The sequence below is a fragment of the Pseudoalteromonas sp. S1608 genome, from assembly GCF_005887265.1.
GTDB classification, from domain to species: Bacteria; Pseudomonadota; Gammaproteobacteria; order Enterobacterales; family Alteromonadaceae; genus Pseudoalteromonas; species Pseudoalteromonas undina.
In genome coordinates this window covers 267,542-293,404 of the sequence record NZ_PNDK01000002.1, presented here as the reverse complement: position 1 = coordinate 293,404, position 25,863 = coordinate 267,542, and the positions used below count along the sequence as shown (strand labels likewise).

At 39.5% G+C, this 25,863-nt stretch carries 21 protein-coding genes and 2 tRNA genes; 17 read left to right on the top strand and 6 right to left on the bottom strand.

The features are described from left to right. Nucleotides 1–5: 5 nt before the first annotated feature. From rluE to CWB75_RS01620, 6 genes are read right to left on the bottom strand one after another with little or no spacing between them, the layout of a single operon-like run. Nucleotides 6–671: a 23S rRNA pseudouridine(2457) synthase RluE gene (gene rluE / locus CWB75_RS01645; RefSeq protein ID WP_138569714.1), complete on the bottom strand. Its 666-nt coding sequence runs from the start codon at nt 669–671 to the stop codon at nt 6–8. Then, the gene (locus CWB75_RS01640) at nt 671–1,000 is read right to left on the bottom strand and encodes a TusE/DsrC/DsvC family sulfur relay protein (RefSeq protein WP_138569713.1); all 330 of its coding nucleotides are present in this window, start codon (nt 998–1,000) and stop codon (nt 671–673) included. Before CWB75_RS01640 ends, rluE begins: the two co-directional genes overlap by 1 nt. Nucleotides 1,001–1,003: 3 nt before the next feature. Next, nucleotides 1,004–1,270, bottom strand: a complete 267-nt coding sequence (locus CWB75_RS01635) for a DsrH/TusB family sulfur metabolism protein (protein ID WP_010390171.1) — start codon at nt 1,268–1,270, stop codon at nt 1,004–1,006. Then, entirely contained in the window at nt 1,267–1,623 is a 357-nt protein-coding gene (gene tusC / locus CWB75_RS01630) for a sulfurtransferase complex subunit TusC (protein ID WP_024603060.1), read from the bottom strand. The genes CWB75_RS01635 and tusC overlap by 4 nt, the downstream gene beginning before the upstream one ends. Continuing rightward, the gene (tusD, locus tag CWB75_RS01625) at nt 1,620–1,973 is read right to left on the bottom strand and encodes a sulfurtransferase complex subunit TusD (protein ID WP_010390168.1); all 354 of its coding nucleotides are present in this window, start codon (nt 1,971–1,973) and stop codon (nt 1,620–1,622) included. Before tusD ends, tusC begins: the two co-directional genes overlap by 4 nt. Nucleotides 1,974–2,028: 55 nt before the next feature. Continuing rightward, complete coding sequence (locus CWB75_RS01620) at nt 2,029–2,694, bottom strand: Bax inhibitor-1/YccA family protein (protein ID WP_008112034.1); 666 nt, start codon at nt 2,692–2,694, stop codon at nt 2,029–2,031. A 252-nt stretch (nt 2,695–2,946) separates the two neighbouring features. On the opposite strand from CWB75_RS01620, the gene CWB75_RS01615 reads away from it, so the two are divergent. From CWB75_RS01615 to CWB75_RS01535, 17 genes are all read left to right on the top strand, one after another. Beyond that, nucleotides 2,947–3,037: transfer RNA gene (locus CWB75_RS01615), tRNA-Ser, on the top strand. A gap of 51 nt (nt 3,038–3,088) precedes the next feature. Next, nucleotides 3,089–3,179 (top strand) — tRNA-Ser (locus tag CWB75_RS01610). Nucleotides 3,180–3,351: 172 nt separating this feature from the next. Beyond that, nucleotides 3,352–3,732 (top strand): hypothetical protein, encoded by a 381-nt coding sequence (locus CWB75_RS01605; RefSeq protein ID WP_008112036.1) that lies wholly within the window; start codon nt 3,352–3,354, stop codon nt 3,730–3,732. A 128-nt stretch (nt 3,733–3,860) separates the two neighbouring features. After that, entirely contained in the window at nt 3,861–4,319 is a 459-nt protein-coding gene (gene msrC, locus CWB75_RS01600) for a free L-methionine (R)-S-oxide reductase MsrC (protein ID WP_138569712.1), read from the top strand. Then, entirely contained in the window at nt 4,319–4,597 is a 279-nt protein-coding gene (locus CWB75_RS01595; protein WP_010390163.1) for a hypothetical protein, read from the top strand. Before msrC ends, CWB75_RS01595 begins: the two co-directional genes overlap by 1 nt. Before the next feature lie 16 nt (nt 4,598–4,613). Further along, nucleotides 4,614–5,252, top strand: coding sequence for an RNA chaperone ProQ (gene proQ, locus CWB75_RS01590; protein ID WP_010390161.1), 639 nt, complete (start codon nt 4,614–4,616; stop codon nt 5,250–5,252). A gap of 27 nt (nt 5,253–5,279) precedes the next feature. Next, nucleotides 5,280–7,304: a carboxy terminal-processing peptidase gene (gene prc / locus CWB75_RS01585; protein ID WP_138569711.1), complete on the top strand. Its 2,025-nt coding sequence runs from the start codon at nt 5,280–5,282 to the stop codon at nt 7,302–7,304. 158 nt (nt 7,305–7,462) lie between these two features. Continuing rightward, nucleotides 7,463–8,947 carry a Na+/H+ antiporter NhaC gene (gene nhaC, locus CWB75_RS01580; protein ID WP_041709519.1) on the top strand — a complete coding sequence of 495 codons (1,485 nt, stop codon included), beginning with the start codon at nt 7,463–7,465 and terminating at the stop codon, nt 8,945–8,947. A gap of 50 nt (nt 8,948–8,997) precedes the next feature. Further along, nucleotides 8,998–11,592, top strand: a complete 2,595-nt coding sequence (gene pepN / locus CWB75_RS01575; protein WP_138569710.1) for an aminopeptidase N — start codon at nt 8,998–9,000, stop codon at nt 11,590–11,592. A gap of 3 nt (nt 11,593–11,595) precedes the next feature. Continuing rightward, nucleotides 11,596–11,817, top strand: a complete 222-nt coding sequence (locus CWB75_RS01570) for a DUF2835 domain-containing protein (protein WP_010390154.1) — start codon at nt 11,596–11,598, stop codon at nt 11,815–11,817. A gap of 253 nt (nt 11,818–12,070) precedes the next feature. Continuing rightward, nucleotides 12,071–14,167 (top strand): DUF1302 domain-containing protein, encoded by a 2,097-nt coding sequence (locus CWB75_RS01565; RefSeq protein WP_054201010.1) that lies wholly within the window; start codon nt 12,071–12,073, stop codon nt 14,165–14,167. Between the two features lie 13 nt (nt 14,168–14,180). Next, complete coding sequence (locus CWB75_RS01560) at nt 14,181–15,545, top strand: DUF1329 domain-containing protein (RefSeq protein ID WP_010390152.1); 1,365 nt, start codon at nt 14,181–14,183, stop codon at nt 15,543–15,545. Between the two features lie 124 nt (nt 15,546–15,669). Then, on the top strand, nt 15,670–16,665 hold the full coding sequence (locus CWB75_RS01555; protein WP_138569709.1) for a WD40/YVTN/BNR-like repeat-containing protein: 996 nt from the start codon (nt 15,670–15,672) through the stop codon (nt 16,663–16,665). Next, nucleotides 16,665–18,986: an efflux RND transporter permease subunit gene (locus tag CWB75_RS01550; protein WP_138569708.1), complete on the top strand. Its 2,322-nt coding sequence runs from the start codon at nt 16,665–16,667 to the stop codon at nt 18,984–18,986. The genes CWB75_RS01555 and CWB75_RS01550 overlap by 1 nt, the downstream gene beginning before the upstream one ends. A gap of 210 nt (nt 18,987–19,196) precedes the next feature. Further along, on the top strand, nt 19,197–24,038 hold the full coding sequence (locus CWB75_RS01545) for an NAD-glutamate dehydrogenase (protein WP_138569707.1): 4,842 nt from the start codon (nt 19,197–19,199) through the stop codon (nt 24,036–24,038). Between the two features lie 105 nt (nt 24,039–24,143). After that, a complete protein-coding gene (pyrD, locus tag CWB75_RS01540; RefSeq protein ID WP_010390146.1) occupies nt 24,144–25,154 on the top strand; it encodes a quinone-dependent dihydroorotate dehydrogenase in 1,011 nt (336 codons plus the stop codon). 130 nt (nt 25,155–25,284) lie between these two features. Further along, complete coding sequence (locus CWB75_RS01535) at nt 25,285–25,815, top strand: cell division protein ZapC (protein WP_054201007.1); 531 nt, start codon at nt 25,285–25,287, stop codon at nt 25,813–25,815. Nucleotides 25,816–25,863 lie beyond the last annotated feature (48 nt).

Here is a 25,863-nt window from a genome sequence, read left to right as displayed (position 1 = left end):
GATGGTTAATTATCAATATCTTTGAATTCTCCGCTATTTATTCCCTCTAGCGTGTATTTACCGATACTGTAGCGAATTAAACGCAAAGTAGGATGGCCAACATGGGCTGTCATACGCCTAACTTGACGGTTTCTGCCTTCGTTAATTGTAATACTTAGCCATGATGTAGGTATTGATTTACGCTCTCGCACTGGAGGAGTCCTTGGCCAAAGCGCTGGTTCATCCATTAAAGTTACTTCAGCGGGCAAGGTGATGCCATCTTTGAGTTCGACACCTTTATTTAAAGCATCGATAGACGCTTGTGTTGGGATCCCTTCAACCTGAACCCAATAGGTTTTGTTGGTTTTTTTACCAGGCGCTGTGAGCGTATTTTGTAACTTCCCGCAGTTTGTTAATAACAACAACCCTTCGCTGTCCCTGTCTAAACGACCTGCTGCGTAAACATCTTTTATAGGAATAAAATCAGCCAATGTTTGCCTATTTTGATTGTCAGTGAACTGGCAAAGAACATCATAAGGTTTATTAAATAAAATGACTTTTTTATCGCTCTGCGCTATTGCCGGCTTTATTGGTCTTTTTACTGTCCTTTTATTGATACCACTTCGAGAGTAAGTACGGCCTGTATTGCGCTTACCCTTTGAGGAGGGCGAATGTTCAGTTTTATGCTTCATTAAATACACCGTGCAGGTTTAGGTAAACCCGCAATTTTAGTTGCTTGTTTGGCTGGCCCTTTAGGAAAAAGTTTGTATAAGTACATGCTGTTCCCTTTATCCTCACCGAGTGCTTTAGCCATGGCTTTGACTAACATTCTAATGGCTGGACTGGTGTTATATTCAAGATAAAACTCTCGCACAAAGTTAACAACTTCCCAATGCTGCTCAGTTAATGTGATGTTTTCTTGCTCTGCAATAACATCGGCTAACTCTTTTGACCAAACAGTATGATCTAGCAAATAACCTTGTTTATCAGTGTCTATTGTTTGATTATTAAATTCCAACATGGTTCACCAAGTAATTGATTGTTTTGCAGTTAAACTGAGGGTAACGAACTCATCATAGCTAATTGCTTTGTCGTTCATATTTAATGATATATCTCGAGCTTCTGCATCATCTTTTAAAATATAAAGTGAGTCAGCAAATTGTCTATATTGCCCTTTTGCAAAGCAAGCGTCACCCACGAGTAAAACACTGTCTGTGAGCATAATTAGATTGTCTAAGCTGTGGGTACTGTAGTAATTCAGTGGTTTTGAAAAAATATGTAAAGTACTCATAGGGTCACCACATGCTGCTGATTGTGAATTAACTGTTTTTGGGCATTAAAGTTTACTATGTTTGCCTCAATGAGTAGTTCACTTTTACTTAAACCATAATCAATCAGTGACTTTTCACAAACGTAAATATTTTCAACATCATAGATTTCCAACATTTTAATGTTTTTAAAAAAATCTTTGATACCTAAACTATTTGGCTTTTGGTTTTTTTTAAGCGCTAACACAGCTGGGCCGCTAAACAACCAGCTAATATTTTGATCTACGGCAGCAAAAATAAGGGTCATATCAAGTGCATCGCGGATATGCATATCATCAAATGGGCTTGACTGACTAATTACGAGTACATTAATCATTTAAACTGTATCCATTTATCTGCTTCACTGGCCAGCATGGCAAATTCAGCTAAGCCTGCAACAGCAAATGCGCCGGTATTTTTTATATCTAAGCCTCGCTTTTCAGCCGCAGTAACGCATAACATTAGATTTATATTTTTTTCAGCCAGTTGCTGCCAAAGCGAGGGAGTACTTAACTCATCTGAGGCTAACTCAAAATGAGTTGAAGCATGATAAATACCATCTTGGTATAAAAATAACGCATCAACGCTATGTCCCTGCGCTAGGCAGGCATGAGCAAACTTAACAATACGTTGAGTGGTATCGTGATCTGATGGTGGAGTATGTAAAGAAAGTACAAAGCGTGCCAAAACTATTCCAATAAAAAAGCCCCAATAAAGGGGCTATTTTAACAGAACTATTTAATTAGTCATTATTTGCGCCAAGTAAGGCAAGTAATGAAGTAAATAGGTTATATACGCTAAGGTATAAAGATACAGTTGCACGGATATAATTTGTTTCGCCGCCGTTAATGATTCTGCTCGTATCGAACAAAATCAGGCCAGACATGATTAATACAACTGCTGCGTTTAGAACCATAAACATTAGCGAGCTACCTAAGAAAATATTTACAATACTTGCTACGATAACCACAATTAAGCCTACAGTTAAAAAGCCACCCATGAATGAGAAGTCTTTTTTAGTGTTAAGTGCATAAGCAGATAAACCAAAGAAGATTAACGCCGTAGAACCTAGCGCTTGCATAATTAGCATAGGGCCATTAGGTAATTGTGCGTAGTGATTTAGTAGAGGGCCTAAGCCGGCTCCCATTAATCCTGTAAACGCAAACACCCAAAATACACCAGATGCTGTATCTGCTTTTTTATTAACAACAAAAAGTAGACCAAATGAAACTAGTGTGAATACAAGTCCCATAAAGTAAGGTAATTGCAGTGCCATTGAAATACCGGCAGTGACTGCACTAAATGCAAGTGTCATTGCAAGTAAGAAATAAGTGTTTTTAAGCACTTTGTTTGTTTCAATGGTCGACATTACCGGCTTTGCAGTATTGTACGATTGATTAAACGCCATTGTAGAGCTCCTGTAAGTGAAACTAAGTAGTTCCTGTAATTTAACTAAAATTAGATTACCAACTCTTATATGTTTGGGCAAACCTTTGTAGATCAATAGACAACTAAATTTAAATAAAAGTTCATTTGCCGGTTAGGATTTGCTCTCATTGCTTTATGTTTAAACAAATTAGTTGTTTTTTAATCACTTGAACAAAAAAATGAAAAAAAAGCTTCACAAAGCCCAAGGGTTTCCCTATTATTCAGGCCGTGCGGAGAGATGGCAGAGTGGTCGAATGCACCGGTCTTGAAAACCGGCAGGGGTTTATAGCCCCTCTAGGGTTCAAATCCCTATCTCTCCACCACCTTATTAAAATAATTATGAGTACACTCTTACTTGTAGTTTATGCACTTTTGGAGAGATGGCAGAGTGGTCGAATGCACCGGTCTTGAAAACCGGCAGGGGTTTATAGCCCCTCTAGGGTTCAAATCCCTATCTCTCCACCATTATCAGATAAGCCCGCTATTTGCGGGCTTTTTTGTGCCTCATATTCGCTATACCTTTTTCAAAACCAAGCATATTCAGTTAAAAAATACGACCATAGTCTCTATTTATAAGCTTTGGCTCTTAGTGCATGCTTAGAAATTAAAGATTTATGTTTTTGTTAAGGATCTTACAATGAAACATCAACTCGCAAAAAGTGTCGCACTTTCATTATTATCTCCCGTTATTATTGGTAGTATGTTGGGGATTTACTACGCATTGACTATGCGCGGTGACGCTGTTTCTATTTTTTTAGGACTATTAATGACCGCTATTGCTAACGCGCACATAGTGGGTTTAACTATGGCCGCGTTTGTAGTGCCGGGTTATTTACTTATGTTTAAGTATTCTAAGGTAAATTATTCTGGAGTATTAACACTGGGCTTGCTGGGTGGCGCTATTTTTAGTTATCTTTTGAGCGCCACTACAGGCGAGATCTTTTTAATCAATAGTGTGATGTCAGGGTTTGCCGCTGGACTGTTTTTATTCGGCCTGCGTAAATCGGTACAAAGTTAATTGCGGAATATTTAATCAAGTGTGTCGTAAAACCATGTAATTTCCTTTTTTTTACCCGCAAAAGGTTTCAATTTTTAGTGACAAAGAGTACCTTTAGCTACTGTATGTTTAATAAGAAGTAGTTTGGTATGCAAAAGCACGATTTTTACCAGTCATTAGTTAAGCAAACTGAATCGCTGATAGGCGGTGAATCAAACATAATTGCCAATATGGCAAATATAAGCGCGCTGTTATTTACCTCTTTAGAAGATGTGAATTGGGCGGGCTTTTATTTTATGGATTCACCATCAGAATTGGTACTTGGTCCATTTCAAGGCAATCCAGCTTGTATTCGTATTCCAGTAGGAAAAGGGGTATGTGGCACTGCTGCGGCGACCGAGCAAACCCAATTAATTTCAGATGTGCATGCTTTTGAAGGTCATATAGCCTGTGATGCAGCATCAAATTCTGAGATAGTTGTACCTATCATGAAAAATGGATCTGTATTTGCGGTACTAGACATAGATAGCCCAAGTATTGGCCGATTTGATACTGATGACCAAGCAGGGCTTGAAGCACTTATAAAATGCTTAGAGGCTAGCCTGTAATGAAAGACTTGCTAAATGTTCAAGACTACCTTTTTGCCGTTCAAGATGTTGGTGATTGGGAAGGGGATGAAGAACATGTAGCGGAAACGCTCAATGATTTGATTCACATGGCATGGGATCGTCTACCTGATGATTTAGACTGTGATTCAATTGATGAAATTATAAATGGTATTTGGGAACATTTACGTGGTGATATGGCTGTGATTGAAGCTGACTTTGAAGAGTTAGCCGATTGGTGTATCCACTATGTTGATTCTGCCCTTGATGAAAAGATGTGATTAAATAGGTTCTAAAATGGAAACCACAAACAAGCTAAAAGATATTAATGAAGTATTGGAGTTCTTATACCAAGAATTTCCACAATGTTTTAAACAAAAAGAGGGCATTCAGCCGCTTAAAGTAGGTATTTTTAAAGATATCGCTGAGCGTATTGAAGGCTCTGAAAAAGTTAGTAAGACACAAGTTCGTCAAGCACTTAGAAAATACACATCTAACTGGCGCTACCTTGAAGCGGTTACTAAATCTGAATTTAGAATCGATCTTGACGGAAATCAAGGCGAAAAAGTTGAGCAAGAGCATATTGACCACGCACAAAAAGCGTTGGAAGAAAGCCGTGCTAAAATGGCAAAGCGTAAAAAGCAGCAACGCCCTCGTCAAGATTCAGAAGCAAAATCTTTCAAAAAGAAACCAGCTAACGCGGCTAAAAATTCATCGGCTGCAGCAAAGCCTGCAAAAGCCGCTGCGCCTAAGCGTTCAGGAAAAGTTGAACCTTTACCAGCAGGCGAGGTCAAGGTTAATAACAAGGTTAAAGTTAAACTTGGCCAAGCACTTGTTAATGCAGTAATCACTGAAGTAAACAAAGACGATGTTCACGTTGAATTAGTGACCGGTATGCAAGTAAAAACCAAAGCCGACAGCTTATACATCATTTAAGTTGCGAAAAAAATTAAGGAGTTGTGTATGAGTAAAAAGTTTACGCTCATTCCGTTAGTTGCTGCGCTGTTTTCAGGTTCATTATTGGCTGCAGTAGAGCCGGTAACATTAGAAGACTTACCTTTGCTCAAGCAGGAAAGTCAGCACGGTACAGCCAGTAAACGAGTGGCTAATCTATTTACTCGTTCGCATTACACACCTGTTCGATTTAACGATGAGCTTTCAAGTAAAGTGTTTGATCGTTACATCGAATCCCTTGATTTTAATAAAAGCGTGTTTTTGAAAAGCGATATTGACTCTTTTGAGCAATATCGTGAGCGTTTCGATAACGCGCTTATTAGCGGCAAGTTAGGCTTTACATTTGATATTTTCAACTTAAGCCTTAAACGTCGTTTTGAACGTTACGAATTTTCGCTTTCACTACTTGAAAATGAAATGACGTTTGACACTGAAGATGAATATTTTTATGACCGTGAAGATGCTCCATGGGCGACCACGCAAGCTGAATTAGATGAAATTTGGCGCGAGCGAGTAAAATATGATGCATTACGGTTAAAAATGACAGGTAAAGATTGGCCTGGCATAAAAGACGTTTTAACCAAGCGTTATAAAAATGCAGAGAAGCGTCTTGTACAATCAAAATCTGAAGATGCATTTCAAATTGTAATGAATTCACTTGCACGTAGTATTGAAGCACATACTTCATACTTATCTCCACGTCGTGCAGAGCAGTTCAAAATGGATATGGATCTTGAGCTTGAAGGGATTGGTGCAGTATTAACGCCTGATGAAGACTACACGGTAATTCGTAGTTTAGTGCCTGGAGGCCCGGCAGACAAATCTGAGCAAATTAAAGCCGATGACCGCATTATTGGTGTGGCTCAAGATGGCGAAGAGTTTGTTGATGTAATTGGCTGGCGTTTAGATGATGTGGTTGATTTAATAAAAGGTCCTAAGGGTACTAAAGTGCGTTTGCAATACCTAAAGGGTGCCGATGCTCACGGTACGCCAAAAGTGGTTGAAATTACCCGTGATAAAATTCGTCTAGAAGACAGAGCTGCCAAATCAGAAGTATTTGAAGCCAGTTATTCTGATTTAACCAGCAAAATTGGTGTAATAGAAATCCCTGGTTTTTACAATAACTTATCTAAAGATGTAAAAGTTGAGTTGGCTAAACTCAAAGAACAAAACGTAGACGGAATTATTATTGATTTACGTCAAAATGGCGGCGGTTCATTATATGAAGCTACGCAGTTATCAGGTTTGTTTTTTGATCAAGGTCCAGTAGTACAAATTCATACTTTAAACAACCGTATTGAAGAGCAAAAAGATCGTGACGGCATTACTTATTATGATGGCCCACTCACAGTGCTTGTTGATAGATACAGCGCATCCGCGTCTGAAATTTTTGCCGCAGCTATGCAAGATTATGGCCGCGCCGTTATCATTGGTGAGCAAACCTTTGGTAAAGGGACCGTGCAGCAGCATAAAGGTTTAGCGCGTGCTTATGACTTATACGATAATCCATTAGGTAGTGTGCAATATACAATTGCAAAGTTTTACCGCATTAATGGTGGTAGTACACAGCATAAAGGGGTGATCCCAGATATTACGTTCCCATCGGCTATTGACCCTGCTGAGTGGGGGGAAAGTAAGCAAGATAATGCACTACCATGGGATAGCATAGTACAAGCGAAGTATAAGCAAATAGGGCGTTTAAATCCTGTTATAAATGTGCTTGAAAAACAGCACAATGAGCGAATTAAAACTGAACCTGAATTTAATTATGTGTTTGAGGATATCGCTCGTTACAACGAAGAAAAAGATCGTAAAACAATTTCTTTAGTCGAGAAAAAGCGCATTAAAGAAAAAGAAGAAAATGAAGCGCGAGCACTAGCACGCACTAACGAGCGTTTAAAACGTTTAGGCAAACAACCTGTTGAAAACTTGGATGATGTGCCTGAGGTAATTGAAGAGCTTGACCCATTTCTTGAAGAAGCAGCTCTTATTACGCAAGATTATATCAAATATGGTCGCGTAGCTAAGCGCTAAATTCAGCTTCACTTTGTAAAAAAAAGGCGCCTAGGCGCCTTTTTTACTATCGATAATTTGCTAAATTGTTATAATCGCGGATTACCAAAAGTTGAGCTAGATCAATAGTGCTCAATAAATGCGCGTACGTGCTAATAAAAATAATCAACATGCATCGAATGTGTGTAGGAGTCTATATTTTGAAGCCAATTGAAGAAAAACCACTAAAAAGTGCCTCGTTTTTTGATGCACTCATTCCAATTGCTGTATTAATTTGTTTATTAGGTGCCGCTGTGTACTTATTTGGTGATGACTCATCGTCAGGCCCCAATCAAATTGCCTTGTTGTTTGCAACATTCGCTGCGGCGTTAATTGGTTTAAAAAATGGCTACACATGGAAGAAATTAGAAGATGCAATGATTGAGGGGATCACCTTATCTCTTAGTGCGATTTTAATCTTACTCATGGTAGGGGCATTAATCGGGACTTGGCTATTATCAGGAACCGTTCCGACATTAATTTATTACGGTCTACAAATCATCAATCCTAGTTGGTTTTATGCCGCGAGTTGTTTAATTTGTGGCATTGTAGCAATGAGTATTGGTAGTTCATGGACTACAGCAGCGACTATAGGTGTTGCGTTACTCGGTGTCGCTTCAGGACTGGGTTTAGAGCCGACAGTTACCGCGGGTGCTGTAATATCAGGCGCATATTTTGGCGATAAGCTTAGTCCATTATCTGAAACAACCAATTTAGCTCCAGCCGTTGCTGGTGCAGATTTGTTTGAACATATTCATCATATGCTTTGGACTACAGTACCTAGCTTTGTAATTGCATTAATCATCTTTGTTTTCATGGGCTTTAACGCGACAGCAGCGGGAGAGGCTGGTCAAATAGACCAAATAACTGCAATTCTTCAGCAAAACTTTAACATTGGCTTAGAAATGTTGGTGCCGTTAATTGTATTACTCGTACTTGCTATTCGAAAAATGCCAGCGTTTCCTGCCATTTCTATTGGTGCTGTCATTGGCGCGGTGTGGGCTATGCTATTTCAATCGGACTTAATTGCTAGCCAAATAGACATGACTCAGGGTGAGTTTGTCGGTTACTTTAAACTGGTTTGGACCACCTTTTTTGATGGCTTCACGATTAACACGGGCGATGCGAAAATGGACTCGTTACTGAGCGGCGGCGGTATGTCTGGCATGCTAACAACCACATGGTTGATCATGACAGCACTGATGTTTGGTGCGATTATGGAAAAAACGGGTCTACTTGATATATTTGTTAAAAGTATTCTAAAAATAGCAAAAAGCACTGGCTCTCTTATCGCCTCCACTATTGCAACGTGTATTGGTACCAATGTTATTGCTGCCGATCAGTATATTGCCATTGTGGTACCTGGGCGGATGTTTAAAGAAGAATATAAAAAGCGTGGCTTAAAGCCTGTTAACTTATCACGTACTCTAGAAGATGGCGGTACAATTACTAGCCCACTGATACCGTGGAATACGTGTGGTGCGTATATGCAAAGTGTTTTATTAATCAATCCGTTTGACTATGCGCTTTATGCTTTCTTTAACCTTATAAATCCTTTCTTAGCCGTGATTTACGCTTACTTAGGAATTAAGATACTACGTATTAAACCTAAACAAACGGCTTAATTTAAGTAGCTCCTTTTATCACTAAAAGGGGCTATTTTTTTGGAGTGAACATGACTGAACTACAAAAACCTCAAGCAGAATATCTAAAAGACTACCAAGCCCCCCATTTTTCAATCGAACACACTGAGCTGACGTTTGATTTGCAGCCATTACAAACTCAGGTAAATGCTTTATTAACACTTAAGCGCGTTGGCGATTCAAATGCACCACTGGTATTAGATGGCATTGACTTAATTTTGATCTCATTGTCGGTAGAGGGTGAGGAGCTCACAGATTATAAAATTATAAATCAACAATTAATCATTAATAATCTACCTGATGAGTGTCAGCTAAGTATAGTGACGCAAACATCACCTCAAACCAATACTTCACTTGAGGGGTTGTACTTATCGGGCGGGGCTTACTGTACCCAATGTGAAGCGCAAGGGTTTAGAAAAATAACCTACTATATGGACCGTCCTGATGTCCTTTCAACTTTTGATGTCACCATAATTGCAGATACGGCATTTCCGCATTTGCTCTCTAATGGTAACCAAGTTGATAGCGGTGAAACGCAAGATGGACGTCATTTTGTAAAATGGCAAGACCCATTCAAAAAGCCAAGTTACTTGTTTGCTTTAGTGGCAGGGGACTTTGATGTTTTACACGATAAATACACTACCCGCAGTGGCAAGGATGTAACCCTAGCGTTATTTGTCGATAAAGGAAATTTACCTAAAACAGAGCATGCTATGACGTCGCTTAAAAAAGCGATGGCTTGGGATGAGTCACGTTTTAATTTAGAGTATGACCTTGATATTTATATGATTGTTGCCGTTGATTTCTTCAATATGGGAGCAATGGAAAATAAAGGGTTAAATATTTTCAACAGCAAATGTGTGTTGGCGAATCAAGAGACGGCAACCGACAAAGATTATCATACTATTGAGTCTATTGTTGGCCACGAGTACTTTCATAACTGGACAGGAAATCGTGTAACTTGTCGTGATTGGTTTCAATTGTCTTTAAAAGAAGGCTTGACGGTATTTCGAGATCAAGAATTTAGTAGTGATTTAGGCTCTCGTGCGCTTAATAGAATTGATGCTGTAAAAGTGATGCGCACTCATCAGTTTAGTGAAGATGCCGGTCCTATGGCTCATCCGATACGTCCAGAAAAAGTGATTGAAATGAATAACTTTTACACTGTGACTGTATATGACAAAGGGGCAGAAGTAATTCGCATGATGCATACCCTTTTAGGTGAGCAAAACTTTCAAAAAGGCATGGCTTTGTACTTTGAACGCCATGATGGGCAAGCGGTGACGTGTGATGATTTTGTTGCAGCAATGAGTGATGCATCATCCATTGATTTATCACAATTTAAGCGTTGGTATAACCATTGTGGTACGCCTCGACTAAACGTAACTAAAAAGTATGATGAAGCTTCGCAAATATTCTCGCTTACCGTAGAGCAGCTTACGCCAGCGAACCAGCCTGATAATGCAATGTTACATATCCCTTTTGCTATTGAGCTTTTAGACTCTCAGGGGCAAAGTATTACATTACAATACCAAGGGAAACAGCTTGATAATGTGTTGGATGTAACTAATAGCTCGCAAACATTTTACTTTGATAATATTCACAGTAATCCAACCGCGGTATTGCTCGAAGATTTTTCAGCCCCATGTATTTTAAATCAATCTATTAGTGAAGCGGATTTACTGCATATTATGCGTTTTTCGCGTAGCGATTTTTCACGCTGGGATGCACAACAGCAGTTATTTATTAACGCACTTAAAGCCAATGTTACTTCAGCAAGTAAAACTCCATTGAGTGAGGAGGTGATTGATGCACTTCGCACGTTGCTATCTCAACGTGAGGGCGATTTAGCATTGATTGCTGAACTGTTGAAGTTACCAAGTTTTGATACCTTAGCTGCTGAATTTGAAATAATACCGGTAGATCAGATAACGGCAAACATTGAGTTATTTGAACAGCAAATAGCCACACAATTGCACAGTGAGTTTTTAAGTTGTTACCAGGCAATCATTGATGATGGTAGTGTGAGTGCCCAAGCGGTGGCAATACGTGCGTTGAAACAGCTTTGTCTTCATTACTTGGCAAAAACCGACAGTGTTGATGCGGCAAGTTTAATCGAGCAGGCTGCATCTTCAACAAATATGACCAATGTACTCGGTGCATTAAGCAGTGTGGTTAAAGCAGCTCACCCATTGTCAGATCAATTGCTCGAGCATTTTGACGCTCAATGGCGCCATGATGTATTAGTAATGGATAAGTGGTTTGCTTTGCAAGCGATGAACTCTGCTGAAGATGCTATCGAGAAAATAAAAGCCTTGTACTCGCATCCTTGCTTTGATTTTTCGAATCCAAACCGAGTACGTGCATTAGTGGGCAGCTTTTCTCATTTTAATACGGCACAGTTTCATCGTTTAGATGGCAAGGGCTATACATTACTTGGCGATTTATTGATTAAGCTTAATGCGATTAACCCGCAAAATGCATCTCGAATGTTAACGCCGTTTATGTCGTGGCGTCGTTATGACGAAAGGCGTGCAACTGCAATGAGAGCACAATTAGAGCGATTAGCTAATTTAGAAGGTTTAAGTGACGACTTATTTGAAAAGGTTGAAAAAGCCTTACAGTAAATCATGATAGAACATTATTTTAGTATGAATTTGAGCTATACAAAGTGCATGGATTATTACCATGGACGGTATAGCTCTATCCAAGTGACAGCTGATAGCGGTAAAACAATTCGTTTTTCCGCTCATTATCTTCGACCTTTTATTTCGAGTTTAGGGATCCGAGGTCGATTTAGACTTATTTTAAGTAATGAAAACAAGTTCATCCGTCTCGAACGAGTAGCCTAGCTATTGTTTTTTATGATATAGATATACACAAATATTGCCTTTTTGTTAATTTCGATTTGTCCTATTGTTAATTTACGTGTATAAATTATCTGGTATGACGTCTTACCAATACGTAAACGTCAAACAAATAAAAAACTTATAACTGATTGAAGGCGACCATTTGTAATTTGTTTAATTCGCTTCTATCGTTACGATTACACTAAAAACAATAACTTGATCACACAAAAAATACCCGCGACAGGGGGGAACCAAAATGATAAGAAGATCGCTTTTTGTTAAAAATAAAATAGTACTCGGCTTAACAGCTGCGGCTATCGGTTTATCTGCAGCACAGACACAGGCTGCAACATTTGAGGTAGGTGGTTTTGATATCGCCTTCGATTCTACTTTTTCTTATGGCCAAAGTATTCGTGTTGAAGACCGCGACTTTAACATCATAGGTAAAAGTAATAACCCATCTTTCGATTGGACTGGCTATAACCCAGGTGTCAATCCGATTTATTCATCCCAAGATGTTTGGGCTCAACCGGGCTCTTACTCGAACAATGGTGATGCCGGTGATTTAAACTTTAATAGCGGCGAGTCTTTCTCCAAACTATTAAAGGGCACGCATGACCTTTCAATAAGTAAAGATAACTACGGCTTATTTACCCGTTTTATGTATTTTTATGATTTTGAATTAATGGACGGCGATCGTGCTTATGTGAATCCAACATCAGGGCAAGGTGTAGATCCTTGTGATGACGATGATACTAAAGAGCAAAGTTGTGCAGACCTTCGGTTACTTGATGCCTACGTATGGGCAAACTTTGATTTAAACGATGGTTATAATCCACTGTCAATTCGCTTGGGTCAACAAGTAGTAAACTGGGGTGAAAGTACGTTAATTTCTCATGGTATTAACGTAAACCCGGTTGATATTGACCGTTTGAAAGCTCCAGGGGCTGAACTAAAAGAAGCGTTTATTCCAGTTGGTATGTTATGGGCATCGCTAGGGCTTACTGAAAACATCACCTTAGAAGGTTTTTATCAGTATCAATGGCATGAAACTCGCCTACCAGCAGCAGGGACTTATTTTTCTACCAATGATTTTGCTGCAGAAAATGGTTATCAACAAAACGTTCAGCTAGGTTTTACCTCAAATCCTGATATTGATTTAGCATTTTTAACCAATAGTTTAAACAATCTAATGGCAACTTATGGCCAAGTGGCTGCGAGCCAAGGTATTGACCCATCAAGCTCAGCTGGCCAAGAGCTATTGGCAAATATGTACTTAGCGTACCCGACCAAGGTCGCGCTAAAAGGCAAAGGCTACGATGGCAAAACAGAGCCAGATGATGGCGGCCAATATGGTTTACGCTTAGGCATGTTCTTACCCGAGTGGAACGATACAGAAGTGGCACTTTACCATGTAAATTACCATAGCCGTCGTCCACTTATTTCAGGTCGCGTATCTAACTTCACGCAAGCATCAATACAACAAGATTTAGCGATGATTGCTACCACAGAAATTACCTCTGATAACGTATCTGATTTAAAAGCATTTGCTAAAGCAACTAACGAGTACCCTGAAGATATTAAACTTTACGGTTTAAGCTTTAACACTTCACTTGGTGAAACAGCGTTTGCTGGTGAGTTTACTTTTCGTGAAGACGAACCGCTACAAATCGATGACGTAGAATTACTTTATGCAGCAATGCCTGAACAATTAGCTATTGCGGGTTTACGTCCTGAGTTTGCAGGTATTTCGCAAATGAGTAAGGGCGATGCTGCAAGTGTTGTCGGCCCTGGTGAATTAGCCAAAGGTTATATTGAGCGCAATACATCACAATTACAGTTTACGGCAACGCATTTATTTGGCCCGTCATTAGGTGCTGATAGTTGGGCTGTGGTGGGTGAAATTGGTGGTGTTCGTATCAACAATATGCCTGAATACGATGAAATGCGCTTGAATGTGTCTGGTACTGGTCGAAGCGGTATTATGCAAGGCCCTGGTAGTTCAGATTACTCTGCATTACACATGGCGTTATCAAATGGCCCTGAGCAAAAATCGTTTGCTACGGCTTCATCGTGGGGCTATCGCCTAATTGCTAAAGGTGACTACTTTAACCTTTACAACGGTATTAACTTTTCACCACGTTTTGTATTTTCGCATGATGTAAATGGTAATACGCCGGATCCAATGTTCTTATTCATTGAAGATCGTAAGTCGCTAGGTGCTACCATGAGCTTTAATTACCAAAATGCATGGTCTTTGGATGTAAGTTACAACTCATTTTGGGGTGGTGGCGACACCAACACTTTCTCTGACCGAGATTACGTTTCTTTTAACTTAAAATATTCTATCTAGGGGTAACATTATTATGATTAAAAAACCTACCCTCATTGCTACAGCGTTTTGTAGTTTGTTTGCAAGCCACGCAGCGCTGGCTAAAATTAGCCCAGAAGAAGCTGCGCGCCTTGGTAAAGACTTAAGCCCAATTGGTGCGGAAAAAGCAGCGAATGCTGATGGCTCAATCCCAGCATGGAATGGCGGTATTACTGCTGCTCCAGCAGGTTATGAACCGGGTATGCACCACTTAGACCCTTATGCAACCGATAAAGTATTATTCACTATTGATAAAAGTAATATTGATAAATACAAAGAAAACTTAAGCCCAGGACAAATCGCGTTATTTGAAGCGTACCCAGATACGTTTAAAATGCCAGTGTATGAAACCCGTCGTTCTGCGTCTTTTCCACAATTTGTGTACGATGCAACCAAAAAATTTGCAACGTCTGCTGAATTAGTTGAAGGCGGAAATGGTATTAAAAGTACAGCTATTGGTATTCCATTTCCAATCCCTAAAACGGGTTTAGAAGCAATTTGGAACCATTTACTTCGTTACCGTGGTCAGTCTATTGAGCGTTTTGGTGGTCAGGCAGCACCGACGGCATCGGGTTCATATAACTATGTTGGTTTTGATGAGCAGTTATTAGTTAAGTATTCAGATCCAAGTGCTACTCCGGCTGAATTACAAGATTCTAATATTTTGTTTAAGTTTAAACAGCAAGTGACAGAGCCAGCCCGTTTGGCAGGGACCGCGTTATTGGTGCATGAAACTATGGATCAAATTTTAACGCCGCGCCAAGCGTGGACGTACAATTCAGGTCAGCGCCGTGTGCGTCGTGCACCTAATGTAGCATACGATGCACCGGGTACAGCAGCAGATAGCTTACGTACAACTGATGATTTTGATATGTTCAACGGCTCGCCAAATCGTTATAACTGGACGCTAAAAGGTAAGCAAGAGCTTTACATCCCATATAATAGCTACAAGCTTCACAGCGACAAGCTAACTTATGATGATATTTTAAAGCCTGGTCATATCAACCCTGAGCATACTCGTTACGAAAAACACCGCGTATGGGTTGTTGAAGCAAACTTAAAAGATGACACCCGTCATATTTACAAAAAACGTGTTTTCTACATTGACGAAGACAGTTGGCAAGTTCATGTTACCGATATTTACGATAATCGTGACCAACTTTATCGTGTAGCAATGGCTTATGGTCTTAACTACTATGAAGTACCGACACAGTGGAGTACGCTTGAGGTATACCACGATCTTAATTCACGTCGCTACTTAGCCATTGGTCTAGATAACCAAGAAAAGATGTATGACTTTTCTCAGTCATTTAATGACAATGAGTTTACATCGAGTGCTTTACGTCGCGCTGGCAGATAGTATAAAAGCAGGCACCTAGTTTCCTAGGTGCCTTTTTTCTTTCACATCGCGTTTGTCTATTAACGCACAGGTTTTCCTCTTTATAACAGACAAACAAATCCTCAGTTCAAGGCGAATTTAATTTATGAAGTATTTGGTCTATGCCAGCCTGATCCTAAGCGGTGCGAGTTTTGCACAAGACGCACCTCAAAGTGCGATTAGCGCAATTAATGCAGATAAAACACTCCTTACCGATATTACCCAAACTTCAGCAGGGCTTATTGCTGTAGGTAAACATGGGACGGTCATTAAAAGTATTGATGGTAGCGATTGGCAACAAGCGAAATTGGTACCTACACAAGTATTATTAACAGCGGTTGAATTTACTAATGATTTTAATGGCTGGGCATGTGGACATGACGCCACAATTATTAATACCACCGATGGTGGCGAAAACTGGCAGTTACAACAAGCAAAACCAAGTTTAGATAAACCCTGTTTAGATATTTATTTTAAAGATGACTTAAATGGCTATGCGGTTGGCGCTTACGGTATGTTTTATCAAACAAGTGATGGCGGAAAACATTGGCAAAAACGCTTTTTAGATTCGCTGTTATTTAGTGAAGATAGAGATTATTTAAATGACTTAAAACAAACCGATCCTGAGGGTTACGAAATAGAAACCTCGTCTATATTACCTCACTTTAATCGCATTGAACCGACTAGTTCTGGTTTAATGCTGGTCGGTGAGATGGGCTTAATGGCAAAAAGTGATGACGATGGCCAAACATGGCAACGTTTAGATGAAATTTACCCTGGTTCATTTTTTGGATTTGCTTCAGATTCATCGCAACAAATTGTTGCGGGGTTACGTGGTAATATTTTCCTAAATAAAACCGACAGTCAGCACTGGCAGCACTTAGACAATGATAAAACAGCTACTGTAAATAGCATCATTAATTATCACAATAAACAATGGCTATTATTGGCTAATAGCGGTGTTATTTTTCACCTTAAAGATGATGTGTTGTCGTACGAGCAGTTGGCTGATGGTAAAGCGATTCTTGATGGCGTGATTGTTAAAGATAAACTGATCATGGCAACAGAAAACGGCATTAAAGTGAAGGAGTTGACCCCTTAATGCAAGCAATTTTAGATTTTTTAGAAAAAGCGATTTTTAGACACCGCTTAGTGGTGCTCATAAGTTTTGTGTTGATCACCTGTTTATTGGTTTTTAAAGCAACGCAGATTCAGCTTGATGCGTCATTTAATAAAAATATTCCGCTTAACCATGATTATATGAAGGTGTACACCAAACATGAAAAACAGTTTGGCGGCGCTAATAGTATTTTAATTTCAGTATGTGATGACAGTGGTGATATTTTTAACCCTGAATTTTTTACTCAATTAAAAGCTGTGCATGACCAACTTTACTTTATTCCAGGAGTAAATCGTCCTTTAGTAAATTCAATATTTTCACCTAGTGCGCGCTTTGTTGAAGTCGTTGAAGACGGCTTTGCTGGCGGGCCTATTATACCAGCCAACTTTAAAGCCGATAAGCAAGGCTTAGGAATTGTTAAAGAGAACATTGAAAAGGCCAAAGTAGTGGGTCGTATGATAGCAAGCGATTATTCGTGTGCCATGGTCACCGCCCAACTGTTGGAGACTGATCCGCAAACACAAGAAAAATTAGACACTCTCGCTTTTGCAAAAAAATTAGAAAGCGAAATTCGTGAGCCTCTAAGTACCGAAAAGATCAGTATTCATATTATTGGTTTTGCAAAAATGGCCGGCGATATAGCCGAGGGCGCAAAAGGGGTTGTATTATTTTTTGCCATTGCAATTGCGTTTACTTTTGTCATGGTATGGCTATTTTGTGGCAGCTTAAAACTCACTATTTTACCGATTGTGTGTTCAATTATTGCGGTAATTTGGCAGTTAGGATTGCTTTCTAGCTTAGGCTTCGGTCTTGATCCTATGTCTATCTTAGTGCCATTTTTAGTCTTCGCTATTGGCGTAAGCCACGGTGTGCAGATGATTAATGCCATTGGTAAAAAGGTTGCTGAAGGTAAGTCTACAGCAATATGTTGCCAATCAAGCTTTAGGGCTTTACTTGTGCCTGGCGGGATTGCGTTGTTATCGGATACGGTTGGCTTTTTAACCCTATTAACCATTGATATCGGTATTATTCGTGAACTTGCTATTACTGCGAGTTTAGGTGTGGCAGTGATTATATTTACTAATCTGATTTTGTTGCCAGTGTGGGCGTCGTATATGCGCTTTGAAAACAGCATCCATATTCAATCAGGTGATGCTAATAAACCGAACATACTCGATGCAATGCGCGATTTGTTGGTTAAAGCAACCGACCCAAAAACAGCAAAAATCATTATTGGTTTCACTCTGGTTTTATTTGCACTGGGCTATTGGCAAGCAGACAAAATGCGTATTGGTGATTTACATGCTGGGGCACCATCATTGCACCAAGATGCACGTTACAACCAAGATACTTTCTTAATATCGGACAAATACACTATTTCTTCGGATATTTTAAAAGTCATTGTGGAAGCATATCCTGCTGCGTGTACCGAGCATGACGTCATGGAGCGTATATCGCGCTTTCAGTATAAGGTTGAAAATTTAGCTGGTGTACAATCAGCGGTCAGCCTAAGCTCAGTGGCACAATCAGTTAATGCCGGTTATAACGAGGGTAATTTAAAGTGGCAAAGTTTGCCGCGCAATTCTGCCAGTTTAGTGCAGTCAACCTCTCGCGTTGAAACCAGCACAGGGTTATTAAACGGTGATTGTTCAGTAATGCCCGTGATTATATTTTTAGATGATCACAAAGCACAAACTATTGATAACGTGATTGAAAAGGTAAAACAATTTGCTGTTGAAGAGGGCACAGACAAGCTTGCTTTCAAATTGGCATCAGGTCCAGTAGGTGTGATGGCTGCAACGAATGAGTCTGTTTCAGCTGCGCAAATCCCTATGATGCTCTATGTTTATGGTGCGGTCATTATTTTATGCTTACTTAGCTTTAAGAGTGTAAAAGCGACTATTGCAGTGGTATTACCCTTGTACATAGTCTCAACTCTTGCGCAAGCACTTATGGTTCAGCTTGAGATTGGTCTAACTGTTTCAACCTTACCAGTAATTGCTTTGGGCGTAGGTATTGGTGTTGATTACGGTATTTATATTTTGTCATCGATGATGGGGCAGTTAAAACAAAACGTGCCATTGAGTATTGCTTATCGTAATGCATTAGTTGAACGTGGTAGTGCGGTGTTATTTACTGGTATTACGTTAGCAATTGGTGTTAGTACGTGGATTTTTTCTGATTTGAAGTTTCAAGTTGATATGGGAATTCTGCTTACCTTCATGTTTTTAGTAAATATGTTGGGTGCTGTATTACTTTTACCTGCAATTGGTAGCTTGCTCTGGACTGACCAGAAAAAATAAGGTGAATAAATTTGCTCCAAAATGGCCAGTAATGGCCATTTATATCTATATTTTGTGAATAGATGACCAAATAGCTGAAATGCTTAAAATGTTTTCATCGAAAAGGCTGTTTATTAGTTTTAAAAGGGTTAGAATTTAACTGACTCCACGCTAATAAATGGCTGTACAAATATTCTGCTAAACTAGCAGTGATAGATTAAGGAACATACAATGACACGAAATGAAGGCCAAGCCTCGGTTATTTTAGATAACGTCTGTAAGCTTATCCAGAAAAAAGTTCGCGCTGATAATGTGTTACTCGTTGAGAAATTCGCCAAAGCCTTGTACAGCAATATGTCTAAAGAGGATTTGGCAAATCGCAACGACAGTGACTTATATGGTGCTGCACTCAGCCTTTGGAATTCGCTAGAAAAAAATACATCAGATGACGCAGTTATTCGCGTTTTCAACCCTGAAGTGGCAAAAGATGGCTGGCAGTCATCACATACCATTGTAGAGATCATTGCTAAAGACATGCCGTTTTTAGTTGACTCTGTACGTATGGCCATGACACGAGAAAACATCGCCTCTCACTTACTTCTTCATAGTCCACTGAAAATTCAACGTGATAAAAACGAAAAAATATCTGGGTTATCAAGCTTAAAAGCAGAGCAAGAATCAACATCAACAAAAACTGTATTCTTTATAGAAATTGACCGTCAAACAGATGCAACTGTTATTGAGTCTTTCAAAAAAGAGCTTGAATCAGTACTCGTTGATGTATCGGTTGCGGTTGAAGATTGGCAGCCTATTCGCGAAAAATTAATCGCGGTAAGCAAAAGCTTGCCAAAAAGCCATAAAGATAAAAATGACAACGAAATAAATGAAACCGTTGAGTTTTTAGATTGGCTAGTAAAAGACAACTTTACATTAATGGGTTACCGCCAATATGAACTTTCACCAGTTCAGGGAGACTATCAATTAAAAGGTAAAATGGATACCAGCTTAGGGTTAATGAAAAACTCTGATGCTGAGCATACACGTTTGCTTTCTGAGTTACCTGAAGTGGCACGCCAAGAAGCACGCAGTAGTAACCTATTAATTTTAACTAAAACTAATTCATTGTCTCGCGTTCATCGCCCAGCTTACATAGATTATGTGGGTGTAAAACGTTTTGATGACAAAGGCAATGTTATTGGTGAAGATCGTTTTATCGGTTTGTTTTCATCAAACTTTTACAACAATAGCGCTGCTGATGTACCGGTTCTTAAAAGTAAAATTAATCGTATTATGGATATGTGTGACTTCGCTAAAGGGACACATGCATACAAAGCCGTATTAAATATATTAGAAACCTACCCACGTGACGAACTGGTACAAGCTCGTGAGAATGAGTTACTAGAAGTTGCCATGGGCGTATTGCAAATACAAGAACGCGACATGTGTCGTTTATTCGTTCGTAAAGATGCATATGGCCGTTTTTTATCATGCATGGTTTATGTACCACGTGAGCGTTATAACACAGCGCTTCGCCGCGAAACGCAAGCTATTTTAGCTAACGCATTTAATTCTGACGTTAAAGTCGAATTTACTACCTATTTCTCTGAGTCTACACTGGCGCGTACCCATTACACTGTTCGTGTGACCGACAACAATATTGAATATAACGTGAAAGACATAGAAAACAACCTAATAGAAGCCGCTCGTACATGGGAAGATAAATTACAATCAGCCTTACTTGAATCTGCTGGTGAGGCCCGTGGTAATGAATTAAACCGTAAATATTGCAATGCCTTTGCACGCTCATACAAAGAAGAAGTATTACCTAGCGCTGCAGTGGTCGATATTGAAAAGCTAGAAATGCTAAGCGATGAGAACAAGTTAGAAATGTTGTTCTATCGTCCACAAGAAGAAGCAAGCAGCAATATTGTGCGTTTAAGCTTATTCCATAAAGATGAGCCAATTCATTTATCTGATGTTATGCCAATGCTTGAAAACTTTGGTCTACGTGTTGTAGGTGAAACACCATACTCGGTTAAAACTAGTGATGGTGGCGTAAATTGGGTCATGGATTTCTCTATGCTAATTGACAGCAAAGGGATGGCTGATTTTGATAAGATCTCTGCACGTTTTCGCGCTGCATTAACCAGTGTATGGGCAAACCGTTTAGAAAACGATGGCTTTAACCGTCTAGTGTTAATGGGTGGTTTAACGGGTCGTGAATCATCAATTTTACGTGCATACGCAAAATACATGCGCCAAATAGGGGTTACTTTCTCGCAAACGTATATTGAAAGTACCTTTGCAAATTACCCGCATATTGCCGCTAAAATTGTTAACTTATTCTCTAAAAAGTTCTCAGTAAAAAGCCCTGCAAGTGCTAAAACACTTGAAAAACTAGGCTTAGAAATTTATGCAGAGCTAGAAAACGTAGCGAACCTTGATGATGATCGTATTATCCGTTTATACGTTGATATGATTGTTGCTACATTACGTACTAACTACTTCCAAAAAGATGCTGAAGGCAAATTTAAGTCTTACATCTCACTTAAAATTCAGCCAAGTTTAATTCCAGAAGTCCCACTACCTGTACCAGCGTTTGAGATATTTGTTTATTCTCCACGTGTTGAAGGTGTGCATTTACGCTTTGGTAAAGTTGCCCGTGGTGGATTGCGTTGGTCAGATCGTCGTGAAGATTTCCGTACAGAAGTACTTGGCTTAGTAAAAGCGCAACAAGTTAAAAATACCGTGATTGTACCGGTAGGTTCAAAAGGTGGATTTGTATGTAAACAACTACCTAGTGAACGTGAAGCGTTTATTAAAGAAGGCCAAGAATGTTATAAAATCTTCATTCGTGGTTTATTAGATATCACAGACAATATTGACCGTGGTGAAATTGTACCTGCTGTTGATGTTACACGCCATGATGAAGACGATGCGTACCTAGTAGTAGCAGCGGATAAAGGCACAGCGACATTCTCTGACATTGCCAATGGTATCGCAAACGAATATAACTTCTGGCTAGGTGATGCGTTTGCATCAGGTGGTTCAGTAGGTTATGACCATAAGAAGATGGGTATTACGGCTCGTGGTGCATGGGAGTCTGTAAAACGTCATTTCCGTGAAATGGATATTAACTGTCAAACCACAGACTTTACAGCAGTAGCTATCGGGGACATGGCCGGTGACGTATTTGGTAACGGTATGCTGTTATCAAAGCACATTCGCTTGCAAGTGGCGTTTAATCACTTACATATCTTTGTTGATCCAAACCCAGATGCAGCAGCTTCTTATCCAGAGCGCGAACGTTTATTTAATTTACCACGTTCATCATGGGAAGATTACAATAAAGAGCTAATTTCAAGCGGTGGTGGTATTTTCTCGCGTGCTGCTAAGTCGATTACGCTTACGCCTGAAATGAAAAAGATGTTAGGCACTAAAAAAGCCAGCATGACGCCGAATGAATTGATCAAAGCATCATTAATGATGGACCATGATTTATTGTGGAATGGTGGTATAGGGACTTACATTAAGCATTCTAAAGAAACCGATGCTGATGTTGGAGATCGTGCTAACGATGCGCTGCGCATTAATGGTAAAGATCTTGGTGCTAAAATATTTGGCGAAGGCGGTAACTTAGGTGCAACTCAATTAGGTCGTATTGAATTTGCAGCTCAAGGCGGTCGTGTAAATACTGACTTCATCGATAACGTAGGTGGTGTTGCGTGTTCAGATAACGAAGTAAATATTAAAATTTTACTTAATGGTTTAGTTGCTGAAGGCGACTTAACGCGTAAGCAACGTGATGAGTTACTTTACTCAATGACCGATGAAGTGTCTGAATTAGTACTTAAAGATTGTTATCGTCAAACGCACACTTTGTCGATCACTCAATCTAAAGGGACCTCAACGCTTAAAGAAAAAATTCGCTTTATTCATGCACTTGAAAAAGACGGTAAGCTAGACCGTGCAATTGAGTTTATTCCTACCGATGAAGAGTTGGCAGAGCGCGCCGCTGCAGGTAAAGATTTAACTCGCCCTGAGCTATCTGTATTAGTTTCTTACGCGAAAATGGTGCTAAAAGAGTCTTTGGTAACGGATGAAATTACTGAGAATCCATATTACCGTCAGTTATTAGTTAAATCATTCCCGCGCCCATTACGTGAGAAGTTTAATGATGCTATGGATAATCATCCACTACGCAAAGAGATTATTGCCACTAAGTTAGCAAATAATATTGTTAATGATATGGGCTTAAACTTTATGGTGCGAATGAATGAAGAAACCGGTGCAAACGAAGCTGAAATTGCATTGTGTTATTCAATCGCAAGTGAAATTTTCCAAATGCGTGAAACATGGTTATCTATTAGTGATTTAGATAATAAAATACCATCGAACGTACAAACAGAAATGTTATACCAGTTACGTCGTACAGTTCGTCGCGCTACACGTTGGTTCCTTCGTCATCGCACCAAAGCACAATCAATTGAGCAAGCGATTGAAATTTTCTCACCAACATTTGCCGATTTAAGTGAAAACTTAACTAAATACATCGTTAAAACAGAAAGCGATCGTATTGTAAGTGCCCGTGAAGAATTAACACAAAGCGGTGTACCTACAGATATCGCACAGCGCATTGTGTCGTTATCAAGCTTGTTCTCGGTAATGGATTTAACGCAAATTGCTCAAAACTCTAATCGTAAAATCGATATGGTGTCGCACACTTACTTTAAATTAGGTGCGCAAATGGGACTACATTGGTTCTTAGATCAAATCACTAATCAACCGGTTTCTAACCATTGGCAGGCATTAGCGCGTGCATCATATCGTGAAGAGTTAGATTGGCAGCAACGCACCTTGTCAGAAGTGGTATTAAACAGCTTTGAAGGTGAAAGCAGTGATGTAGATGGTCAAATTGAACAATGGATGGATAGTCAAGATCTGTTACTTCAACGTTGGAAGCAAATGTTGACAGAGTTTAAAACATCGCAAAGTCACGATTTTGCTAAGTTCTCAGTGGCATTAAGAGAGCTCATGTTACTTGGTCACAACTGTGATACATCAGCAAAGTAACAAACTGCTAATGATTAAAACTAATCGTTAAACAGTTTTTGTTATATAATACCTCAGCCTTGTCTGAGGTATTTTTTTGTCTACAATTTTAAGAGGATTATATTCATGTTCTACGATTTAGCTCGCCGTTTTATGTTTACCCGTGATGCGGAGTGGGCCCATGATTTTGCTCTTAATAACTTACGTCGCTTTGCTAACACGCCATTAAGTGCTGCATGGTCACAAAGCGTGGCAAATAAACCAGTGAACTTTTTAGGCCTCGAATTTAAAAACCCAGTAGGGCTTGCTGCAGGTCTTGATAAAAATGCGGAGTGTATTGAGGCATTCGCTCAAATGGGTTTTGGCTTTGTAGAAGTGGGTACAGTAACACCGCGTCCTCAAGCGGGGAACGATAAGCCGCGGATATTCAGGTTGCCGCAGTCAAATGCGATTATTAATCGTATGGGCTTTAATAACAAAGGTGTTGATAATTTAGTTAACAATGTTAAAGCAGCTAAATACGATGGTATTTTAGGTATCAATATTGGTAAAAATAAAGATACACCAAATGAGCAGGGCAAAGATGATTACATTCACTGTATGCGTAAAGTGTTTGAGCATGCATCATACATCACTGTAAACATTTCATCACCCAATACCCCAGGCTTACGAGACCTGCAATATGGCGCAGCATTAGATGACTTATTACAAAGCTTGAAAAACGAACAGCTTGATTTAATTGCCAAGCATAATAAGCATGTGCCTATGTTGGTGAAAATTGCGCCAGACCTAGATCCAATTCAAATTGAACAAGTGAGCGAGTCACTGTTAAATAATAAAATTGATGGTGTTATAGCCACAAATACCACCTTAGAGCGTAGCTTAGTGCAAGGTCAGCAGTATGCTGATGAGGCAGGCGGTTTATCAGGAGCGCCAGTTAGGGAGCGTTCCACCCATGTTGTTTCTGAACTCAAGCGTTTAACAAACAATCAGTTACCTATTATTGGTGTGGGTGGTATTGATGATGCTAAATCAGCAAAAGAAAAATTTAATGCGGGTGCAGATTTAGTTCAAGTTTATACCGGTTTCATATACAAAGGACCGCAATTGGTCAAGTCGATCATTAACGACTTATAAGGATCAGTTATGTAAGCTTTTGATCGTTCGATAAATGTTCTAAAAAGACGTTTTAAAAATGGTCAAAAGCAGCTATACTCTAAGCTTATTGTCTTATTTTATTTTTTAAGTACTAAGTAGGGAGGAGCAAATGTTACAAGCGTCAAAGCAATGGCAGTGGATAGCGTGTGCTGAAAAAAACCGCTTACTGCTTGATTTAAATGACGATATGCAACTTTGTACACCTTATAAGCTTAGACAGCTCACCGATTGTGCTTTTGAAAACCCATACTTCAGCCTTGAAGATGCAGCCTTTTATGAGCAAGTTTATTATTACCTTGCGCAGTTTAATTTATGGAATCCTGCCCAGTTATGTCAAATAGCGCTCAATGCAACGGCAGTTAAATTTCAATTAAAACCAGTGTTGGCAAAAAGTTGGTTTTTTAAACCGTATACTGGTAGTACACCTAGTACTGAAGCGGTTATTAATTTAAGCTCAGAATCACAAACTGGCGAGTTTTTAATTATAGAGCATTGTCCAGATGCTTCTGTGTGCATTAATTTAAGTGAAACCTTTGCACTAGATGACAATCTATCACTTGCCCAGTTTGAAGTTATCCGCGTTTTAAACAACCGAGTTCACCCCTTAATTACCTCACAGTACGATAGCCAAACAGCTTAGCCTAATTTAGTCTTTGAGACTTGTTTAAGGCGTATTTGTACGCAAACC